We start from the raw sequence: 10,353 nt of genomic DNA on the forward strand, positions 1-10,353 counted from the left end.
CCGCATTCGGAGCGTCCTGAGGACCAGCGCACGGCTGCCCTGCTGGCCGTCTACCGTGCCTGTGTGACAGCGCTGCGCAGGCGGCGGGCTACTACTTGATAGGGGTACAAGAGATCCAGAGGTGAAAGGAGGTGTCCGCTTTGGACGCGATCTATGCCCGGCAGTCCGTGGACAAAGCGGACAGCCTCTCGATTCAGGGGCAGATTGATCTGTGCCGTCAAAAGGCGGGGGAAGAGGTCCAGATCTATCAGGACAAGGGGTATTCCGGCAAGAATACCAATCGCCCGGCCTTCCAACGCATGATGGAGGATGTGGAGCGGGGCCAGATCCAAAAGATCATTGTCTACCGGCTGGACCGGTTCTCCCGCTCCATCGCCGACTTTGGACGGCTGTGGGAAATCTTGAAGAAGCACGATGTGGAGTTTGTCTCCATCAATGAGACCTTCGACACGTCTACCCCCATGGGGCGGGCCATGCTGAACATCATCATGGTCTTTGCCCAGCTGGAGCGGGAGACCACCGCCCAGCGGGTGCGGGACAACTATTATCAGCGGGCCAAGCTGGGCGCCTGGCCCGGCGGTCCTGCCCCCTATGGCTTTATGATCGGCAAGCTGCCGGGGCCGGATGGAAACCTGCTCCCCGGGCTGCTGCCCAATGAACAGGCGCCCGTGGTGGAGCGGATCTTCCAGGACTATGCCCGGGAGGGGGCCAGCCTGGGCAGCGTGGCCCGGGCCCTGAATGCGGACGGTATCCCGGCGCCCAAGCGGGCCGTATGGGACAATGTGTCCCTGTCCCGGTTACTACATAGTCCATTATATGTCATGGCGGACGAGGATGTCTATCTTTATTATCAGGGAAAGGGGCTCAATTTCGCCAACCGGCTGGAGGAGTTTGACGGGCTCCACGCCGGCATGGTGGTGGGAAAGCGGGATCGGAGCGCCGGCAAGTACCAGGACCTGAAAGAACAGCACTTTTCCCTGTCCACCCATTTCGGACTGATTCCATCCGCTCTGTGGCTGCAATGTCAGTATAAGCTGAATGCCAACCGTCAGCTGGGCGGCTCAGGCCGGGGAAAGCACACCTGGCTGTCCGGGCTGCTGAAGTGCGGGTGCTGCGGATACAGCGTCAAAGTCAACCGGGACAAAGACAGGTACTATCTGATCTGCAGTGGCCGCTCCAATCTGGGGCTTTGTGATGCCTCGATCCGGGTAGATCTCCGGACGCTGGAGGCCTCTGTGGAAACGGAGCTGGAAAGACTGCTGGCGGAATGCCCGGATACGGCAGCGGATCCGGCAGAGGACCAGGAGACGGCTCAGGCGCTGGCACAGATCGATCAGAAGATTGAACGGCTTATCTCTGCGCTGGCCGAGAGCAGCGAACTGACCATGCCCTATATCAACCGGACCATTGAAAAGCTGGAGAAGCAGCGGGGGGAGCTGCTGGAGCATCAAAGCAAGCTGCGCAAGGTGTCCCGGGCAAAGCCGGAGCATCTGAGATTTGGTCCGCTGACCTTTGAACAGAAAAAACTGGTGGCAGTCCAGTTCATCGAGGAGATCCGCCTGTCCGGTGAAACGGCGGAGGTCATCTGGAAGGTATGAGCCCGCAGCAAAGATCTGCGGACTCATACCTTTTTTCTGAAGATGATGCTATCCCAGACAAACCAAAAGGATCCTACCGGAAGAGATGCGGCAGCGATACATGCCCCATACATCTTCCGGTGGGTTCCTTTTTTCATGCTTCCAAGTGCTAATCTTGCTGCCTCTGGGACAACTGAAGCAACGGCTGGTTATTTCTTCTTATAGCCGCACTTGGGGCAGACGCCATTTTCGTTCAGGGCAATCCCGCACAGGGGGCAGCGGTCGATCTGATTATGGGTCTCGAATTCGGCGGAGGCAGCGTTGACGCCGCTGGTAAAGGTGATCTTGGCAATGTTCAGCTTGTCCTTCAGCAGGTCGTAGACAATCTTGATCATGCCTTCCACCGTCAGGGTCTCCTTGGTGACCACCAGGCGGCACTCCGGATAAGCGGTGGCCAGTTCGGTCTGGAAAGCGGGGCCCTTCATCTGGTTCTGAGGGGCGCCGTTGCGGATCCCCTGCTCCTCGTATACCTTCAAAACGGCAGGCAGAAGGGGGTCGTCCTCGCGCAGAATCAGCGCGTGGTCAAAGTTTTTCAGAACAGACCAGGCGGTCTTCTGAATCTCATTGCAGGGGAAAACCATGTTGACGCCGGGCTCGATGGTATCTTCCACCTCGATGGTCAGCACGCCGGTGTGGCCGTGAAGATACTGGGCTTCGCCTTTGAATCCATAAAACCGGTGAGCGTATTGCAGATCCAATGTGGTAATGCTTCTCATAGAAAAACCTCCTTGCTATTCATAGAACATATATTTCAATTGAACGGATGCGTAAACTGCAACCCTGTGTTCTGTGTTAAGCATACAGAAAAGGTAGGACTATGTCTGTGATCAAATCACGCTGAGTCGCATTTTAGAAAAATATTCTTTGCACATCTGGGCGGCACTGGCCGATTCTTTTCTCTGCCCGGTTGACAGCCCGCCATGCGCTCCCGTATACTGGGGGCACCATGAGGAGGGCGCGCCATGAGTTTTGAACACTATTTTCCCATCTGGGACCAATTGCAGCCCAATCAGCAACGTCTGCTCTTGGATTCCCTGAGTTACCAGAAGGTGAAGAAAGGGGCCCTCCTGCGCGGCAGCGGTACAGGCTGCTCCGGGCTCGTACTCATCCGTTCCGGACAGCTGCGCGCCTTGGTTTATTCCGAGGAGGGACGGGAAATCACCATCTACCGCCTGTTTGACCGGGATCTGTGCCTGTTCTGCGCGCCCTGTGTGATTCGCTCCATCCAGTTTGAGGTGACCATACAGGCAGAAAAAGACACAGAGTTCTGGAATATCCCGGCTGACGTCTACCAAGCGCTTATGGTGCAGTCTGCGGCGGTGGCCAACTACACCAATGAGCTGATGGCCAGACGGTTTACCGAGGTTATGGGCCGGATGGAGCATTTCATGTGGAAGAGCATGGATCAACGGGTGGCGTCCTTTCTGCTGCAGGAAGCCGCTATTGAGGGAACCTGCACCCTGCGGATTACCCACGAGGCCATTGCCAATCACCTGGGTTCCCATCGGGAGGTGATCACCCGGACACTGCGGGATTTCCAGGATGAGGGTATGGTGAAGCTCTCCCGGGGTATGATCACCATTTTGAACAAGGAAAAACTGGAAGGCATCTGTCGTTAATGGAGTTCCCCTGTACCGTACATGGTACAGGGGAATTTTTGGCATTTAGTTTATGAGGATTTTGCGGCCTCCCAATGGTTGGAAGATCAAAATGCTGCTGGGGAGACAGGGAGCGTTATGCGGAGACTGCAAAACAGGACATGGGCCTAAAAATGGTGACCAAAATAAAAATAAATTTGTGAAAATACACAACATTGTGAAGGAAATTTTATTTGACATCCCATAATGACAAAATCTTTCCTTCTGTCTATAATGAAAAGTAACACCATGTTTTCCCATAACATACCAATGGCGGTGCGCTAAGGGGGTGTGGAGGAGAAGCGACCGTACAGTCAAAATCAAAATTAACCCGTGAAAGGATGAACCACGGATGAAACAAAACTGGAAACGCGCCCTGGCTCTGTTTACCACCCTGTGCATGCTCATGGCGCTGCTGCCCGCGGCTCTGGCCGCGCCCGGCGACATCACATATGTTCTGGATGAGGACGGCATTGACTCCGGCGCGGTGTATGCCATCTATACCAGCGAGAGCGACAATAGCAAAAATCGCATCCTCTACCACACCGGTACCGGCAAGACCGATAAGGTCACCGGCGCGGCCAGCGGCAATGAGCTGACTCTGAACGGCGGCTTTGACGCCTCCCGCCAGCTGTGGAGCATTACCGCTGTGGAGGGCGGTTACACCGTCCAGAGCGTAAACAGCGGCCGCTATCTGGACCTTTCCCAGACGAGCTCCTCTAACTTTGCCACCTCAGACCAGGCTGTGCCCCTGACCATCACGCTGGATGAGGAGACCGGGCTGTACACCATGTCTTCCGGAGAAAATTATCTCTCCTTTGCCCCCAATAGCAACGGAGCCTTCCTGACCGGCAGCACCGGCTACGGCCTGCGCTTGTTCAAGCAAACAGAGGAGCCCGAGCCCGAACCCGAACCCACCGATCCCCTGGCCATCCCCGGCTACACCCAGCTGACGGAGATGCCCGCCGGTGGTCTGGACACCTCCAAGTATTACCTGATTGTCACCAAGGACAGCGAGGACAACCTCTATGCCCTGTACATCAACCAGGCGGGAACTAGCGTGAGCTCCGGTGATTTGAAAGGGGCTAACGGTGCCTGCACCGCCACCCTCACGGTGAGCGGGGATACCGTCACCGCTGCCTATCTGAACGGCGGTGCGTCGGTGGATGTGGATGACCTCCGCATTACCGTCAACACCAGCGGTGACGGCTACACCTTCCGTTCCGGGAACTACGGCCTGGCCCTGGGCAGCAAAATGTTCAGCACAGACTACACTGCCCTGTCCGTTTCGGCAGATGAGGACGGCCTGTGGACCATTAAAAACACCACCAGCGGCCGCTTGCTCAGCTTTAATCAGAAAGGCAGCGACTGGTCCCAGTATCCCGGCAATATCACCGACTTCTGGGGTCCCAACGGTGGAAAGAATGACAGCTTCCCCATCTACCTCTATGTTCAGGATGGCGTTACCGTCCCCGTGGACAAGGGCGCGCTGAACGCGGCCATTGACGAGGCCGCTGCCCTGAACGAAGCGGACTACACCGCCGACAGCTGGAGCGCCCTCCAGAACGCCCTTACTGCGGCTCAGGGTGTGGCAGACGATGATACTGCCACCCAGGCCCAGGTCAACGAGGCCTGCGCCGCCCTGGAGGACGCTCTGGACGCCCTGGTGCGCCAGCTGACGCCTCCCGACAGCGTACCCACCGCTACCGCCTATATCCAGGATACCAACGGCATCGACTCCGGAGCGGTGTACGCCATCTATACCAATGAGGCCGACAGCGGCAGCAGCAACCGCATCCTCTACCACACCGGCAGCGGCAAGACTGACAAGGTTACCGGCTCGGTCAGCGGCAATGAGCTGACTCTTACTGGTGGCAAGTATGCGGATTCTACCCAGCTGTGGACCATCACCACTGTGGAGGGCGGCTATACCGTCCGGAGTGTGGACAGCGGCCGTTATCTGGATCTGTCCCAGGCCAGCTCCTCCAACTTTGCCACCTCCGCCCAGGCGGTAGTCCTGACCATCACGCTGGATAAGGAGACCGGGCTGTACACTATGGCTTCCGGCAGCACCTATCTCTCCTTCGACCCCTCCGGCAATGCCACCTTCCTGACCGGCAGCACCGGCTATGGCCTGCGCTTCTTCCAGCAGACCGAGGTGCCCGCCGAAACGGTGGAAGTGGAGGATCTGATCCCCGCTTCCGGCACCACTCAGGACGAGCCCTTTGCCCCCGGTACCGGCGGCAGCAACAACTTCCGCATCCCCTCCATTATAACCCTGGACAGTGGCCGTATCCTGGCCGCCATTGACGCCCGCTGGAACCACCTGGGCGACGCCTGCGCCCTGGACACCATCCTCAGCTATTCCGACGACGGCGGCGAGACCTGGAACTACTCCTTCCCCAACTACTTCGGGGACAGCGTGGATGCCAAGCAGAGCTACGCTACCGCTTTCATCGATCCGGTGATGGTCCAGGGCAAGGATGGTACCATCTATCTGCTGGTGGACCTCTTCCCCGGCGGTGTGGCCATCAACACGGCTCCTATGCAGCCTGCCCGAGCCACCGGCTATGTGGAGATCAACGGCGTGCAGCGGCTGGTGCTCTATCTCTCCGGCAATGCCAGCGAGCAGACGGATACCAATTACGCCTGCTATGTGGGCGACTTTGTCAATGGTTACGCTCAGGTCTATAATGCGGCGGATGACTCGGCTACCGGCTATTACGTGGACGACCACTATTACCTTTACTACAGCGATACTACCCAGAACCCGGAGCAGGACAAGATCTACTGCCAGCAGCTGGGCAGCAGTAAATTTGTCCAGCAGAACGTGTTCTTCTATAACGCCCAGCTCCACGCCCGCTGCGCCACCTACCTGTGGCTGGTGACCTCCACCGACGGCGGCGAGACCTGGTCCGCCCCCACCATCCTGAATCCCCAGGTCCGCACCGGGAAAGATATGTTCTACGGCGTGGGCCCCGGCGCCGGCCTCTGCCTGGAGGACGGCACCATCATCCTGCCCGCCTATACCTTCAGCAACCAGATCGCCAGCTTTGTCTATTCCACCGACGGCGGCGAGATCTGGCACCGCTCTGAGGATGCCACCAGCTCCGGCCACTGGTCCAGCGAGAGCTGCCTGGTCCAGATCGACGAGACTACCGTGCGTCACTTCTACCGGGACAGCTACGCCACCCTGTACTACACCGACCACACCTGGAACGGCCAAAGCTGGGAGGCCGGCACTCCCGTGGATACCGGCGTCCACAAGACCTACAACAACCAGCTCTCCGCCATCACCTACTCCCGGCAGCTGAACGGCAAGGACGTCATTCTGGTGTCCACCGCCGCCGGCAGCGCCAACAGCCGCACCAACGGCAAGATCTATACCTTCACGGTCAATGAGGACAAGACCATGGAGCTGGTCCACACCTATGAGGTGACCGCCAGCGGCGTGTCCTACGGCTACTCCAGCCTGACCGAGCTGACCGACGGCTCCATTGCCGTACTGTATGAGGCTGCCAGCAGCCGGAGCACCTTTGTGGTGATTTCCTGCTCTGATCTGGGAATCCCGGCCCAGGAGCCCGGTGACGGCGGCGACGATGGTTCCGACGACGGCAACGATGGTTCCGGCAGCGGTTCCTCCTCCGGCGGATCTTCCTCCGGCAGTTCCTCTTCCGGCAACAAGACGGAGACCGTAAAGAACCCCGATGGTTCCACCACCACCACCGTGACCAAGCCCAACGGCACCGTTACCGAGACCACCAAGTACCCGGACGGCTCCTCCGAGGTGGTTGAGACCAAGAAGGACGGCACTGTAACCACCACCGCTACCGACAAGACCGGCAACAAGACCGAAGTGGTGGAGAATCCCGACGGCTCCAGCCAGACCACTGTGGACAACAAGGACGGTTCCTCCTCTGTCACCAAGGTGGACGAGGACGGCAAGGTGGAAGCGCAGGTAACGCTGCCTGCCGCTGTGGTGGAGGACGCGGACGGTGAGGCAGTGACCCTGCCCATGCCTGAGGTGCGGGCCACCGCCGACCGCGATGAGGCGCCCACCATCACCGTGGACCTGCCCCGGAACACCACCGCCAAGGTGGAGATCCCCGTCCGGCGGGTCACCACCGGTACCGTGGCTGTTCTGGTCCATGCCGACGGTTCCGAGGAAGTGATCAAGAACACGCTGACCACCGATAACGGTGTGACCGTCATCCTCTCCGACGGCGATACCGTGAAGATTGTGGACAATTCCAAGGAATTTGTGGATGTGCCCGACAGCCACTGGGCGGCTGAGTCTGTGACCTTCGCGGCCAGCCGTGAGCTGTTCAACGGCACCAGCGACGTCACCTTCACCCCCGCAGGCAACATGACCCGTGCGATGATCGTCACCGTCCTGGCCCGCTATAACGGCGTGGATACCACCAGCGGCAATACCTGGTATGAGGCGGGCGCCGCCTGGGCGGTAACCAACGGCGTGTCCGACGGCACCAACCTGGACGGCACGGTGTCCCGTGAGCAGCTGGTCACCATGCTGTGGCGCCTGGTGGGCAGCCCTGTGCTGGAAAAGGATTTGACCGGCTATCCCGACACCGATGAGGTCAGCGACTGGGCGATCCGTGCCATGGTGTGGGCCGTGGAGAATGGCATCCTCACCGGCAACGGCGCCGGAGAATTGAATTCCCAGGGTACCGCTACCCGCGCTGAGGTGGCCACCATCCTCATGCGGTTTGTGGCAAACAACAGCTGATTTCTAACCAAACAGCAGTCTAAGGCCGCCGCCTCTGTGCTTGTTATACATGGAGACGGCGGCCTTTTTGTGGCTCGAGCATATTATTTATCCACGAAAACGACCCCGGTGAACGCATTGTGTGCGCTCACCGGGGTCATTTGGTTCATGCAAGAAATGCCGGTGTGGTTTACCGGGCCTGCAATTGGTCGAAACGCATCAGGATCGTAGCGACCTCGGCCCGGGTGGCAGTGCCCAAGGGGTTCAGCTCGCCCGCGCCATTACCGGTAATCACGCCGTGATTGATGGCCCAGACCATGGCGTCAACGGCCCAGGGGCTTACAGAGGTGCCATCAGGATAGGCAGACAGATTGCCTTCGGCAGCGGGGCTGCCCATCAGGCGCCACAGCATGGTGACCAACTGCTCACGGGTCAGGCTGGCCTCCAGGTTGGTGCCGTCGGACACACCGTTGGCGATGGCCCAGGCAGCGCCCGCCTCATACCAGACGGAGCCGGTGGAGGTGTCCACGCCGTCGTAGCGGGCCAGAATGGTCAGGATCATGGCCCGGCTGGTGGTCATAACGGGAGAGAACGCGGTAGCGGAAGTGCCGTTCATGAGGCCGGTTTCATAGACGTATTCCACCGCCCCACAGTACCAGTCGTTCTCCGCCACATCGGTAAAGGGCAGGTCAATGGTCTGGCTGTCCTCTTTCACAAAGGCGGCCTCAATGGTAACCTGACTGCCGGGCATATCGAAGGTGTATTTGTTGTCTCCCTTGTAGGACAGTTTCACAGAGCTGCCGTTCTTGGCGGTGACGGTCAGGTCATCCAGTACGTAGCCCTCGTCGGGCTTCACGGTAATGGTGACGGTGTCGCCCTTGTCGGCACGGCCGGGATTGACGGTTACCTTGCCTCCGGTGGTCTTGTCCACGGAGACCAGATAGCTGCCGGAGGAAGAGAAGGAGCCGCCGGTGGGAGATTCCGGCTCCGGTTCCGTGGTGGTGACAGTCAGCTCCAGACGAATGGTGTCGCTGTATACCCCGTCTTTCAGGGCGGCAGCGCGCAGCACCGTGTTGCCGGTAATGGTGATGGGGCTGGAATACACCAAAGCCTCCTCCGTACAGGGACAGGTATCGTTCAGGGTATAGCGGATGACCGCGTCCTGGGTGGCGGTGGTAAGGGTGATTTGAGTGCCGGCGGTTACCGTCATCCCCGAGGTGACGGGGGTGCCGTCCGGCAGAGCTGCGGTGACCGCCTGAGGCTGCTCCGGTTCAGACGGCTGGTGGGGCAAATCCGCTTCCGTCATGACGATCTGCACGGAAATCGTCTGGGTCAGGCCGGAAACCGGCTCCGTAACACGGAGCTGACCAGTGCCGGGAAGGGTTCCGGACAGCGTGATGGAGGCGCGTCCATCAGAATCGGTGGTAACGCTTTGGCCGGATACGTGCATCAGGCTGGGGGTCAGATTTTCGATGGTCAGATTCTGCCCTTCAATCCCCGGCTCAAGTGTCAGGATGAGCTGTGTGCTCTGATGGATTACCACCGCGGGAGTTCCTTTCACCGTAATGCCTGTAGGACGCTGTACGGGGGTGGACACCGTTGTGGTGCTGACTTCCGAGAGGGGAGTACCCGCATAGTTTTGGGCGCTGGCGGTAACGGTCAGAGTTCCTTCATACAGGCCGTTTTCCGGCACAACGGAGAACCGGGTGGCATATTGGTGTTCCTGCTCCAGATCGTACTCCGCGTCCAGAGGTGTGACAAGGACCTCGGTGCCGTCCAGGGTGATGGCCTTCTGCACACTTTCAATGTCCATGTACTGGCTGAAGACCACCTCCATGCGGTCGGTGTAAGTGGTGACGCTTTCCACCTTCGGCGCGGCAGTCGATACCATGCCCACATTGACCTCAGTCTGGGGCGGCGGGACGGGCAGCCACTCGGAATAGGGCGTTTTGTAGCCGTTCTTTTCGTACTTTACCTGCCACAGCCCCACAGGAACATCCCACAGGTACATACCTTCGTCATTGGTATAGAGCGGATTTTCCTGATCGTAGTCAGAAGCATCCCAAAGTTCAGCCGTAGCAGTTTCATCTTCCTTGTAGTACAGAGTGGTTTTTACACCCGCCAGACGGTTGGAGGGCACCGCCTCATAGACATAGCCGGAGGGGTCAATTGTTGGGGTTGTGCCGGTTTCCTGCGTGGTGCGTTTGTTTTGCTGGTCAAATCCGCCGCTGCCGCCGGTACCATTTGCGCCGCTGCCGTTGGTGCTGCTGCCGCTGGTTCCGCCGGTTCCGCCGCCGCCAGGTTCTCCGGAACCGCTGCCGCCGGAGCTGCCACCGCCGGAGCCGCCGCCACC

The 10,353-nt window shown here is 59.1% G+C and carries 5 protein-coding genes; 3 read left to right on the forward strand and 2 right to left on the reverse strand.

Going from position 1 to position 10,353, the window contains the following annotated elements:
* The first annotated feature begins 140 nt into the window (after positions 1-140).
* Positions 141-1,598, forward strand: a complete 1,458-nt coding sequence (locus tag B5G34_RS16480; RefSeq protein ID WP_162609510.1) for a recombinase family protein — start codon at positions 141-143, stop codon at positions 1,596-1,598.
* 188 nt (positions 1,599-1,786) lie between these two features.
* On the opposite strand, the gene B5G34_RS16485 is transcribed toward B5G34_RS16480, so the two are convergent.
* Positions 1,787-2,353 carry a 6-carboxytetrahydropterin synthase gene (locus B5G34_RS16485; protein WP_087340131.1) on the reverse strand — a complete coding sequence of 189 codons (567 nt, stop codon included), beginning with the start codon at positions 2,351-2,353 and terminating at the stop codon, positions 1,787-1,789.
* Between the two features lie 246 nt (positions 2,354-2,599).
* On the opposite strand from B5G34_RS16485, the gene B5G34_RS16490 reads away from it, so the two are divergent.
* Positions 2,600-3,256, forward strand: coding sequence for a Crp/Fnr family transcriptional regulator (locus B5G34_RS16490; protein ID WP_087340134.1), 657 nt, complete (start codon positions 2,600-2,602; stop codon positions 3,254-3,256).
* A gap of 370 nt (positions 3,257-3,626) precedes the next feature.
* Positions 3,627-8,021 (forward strand): exo-alpha-sialidase, encoded by a 4,395-nt coding sequence (locus B5G34_RS16495; RefSeq protein ID WP_087340137.1) that lies wholly within the window; start codon positions 3,627-3,629, stop codon positions 8,019-8,021.
* A gap of 169 nt (positions 8,022-8,190) precedes the next feature.
* Here B5G34_RS16495 and B5G34_RS16500 read toward each other — a convergent pair.
* The coding region (locus B5G34_RS16500) for an S-layer homology domain-containing protein (protein ID WP_204245975.1) at positions 8,191-10,353 on the reverse strand (2,163 nt) is incomplete at its 5' end.

Source organism: Flavonifractor sp. An82 (assembly GCF_002159265.1).
GTDB lineage: Bacteria > Bacillota > Clostridia > Oscillospirales > Oscillospiraceae > Flavonifractor.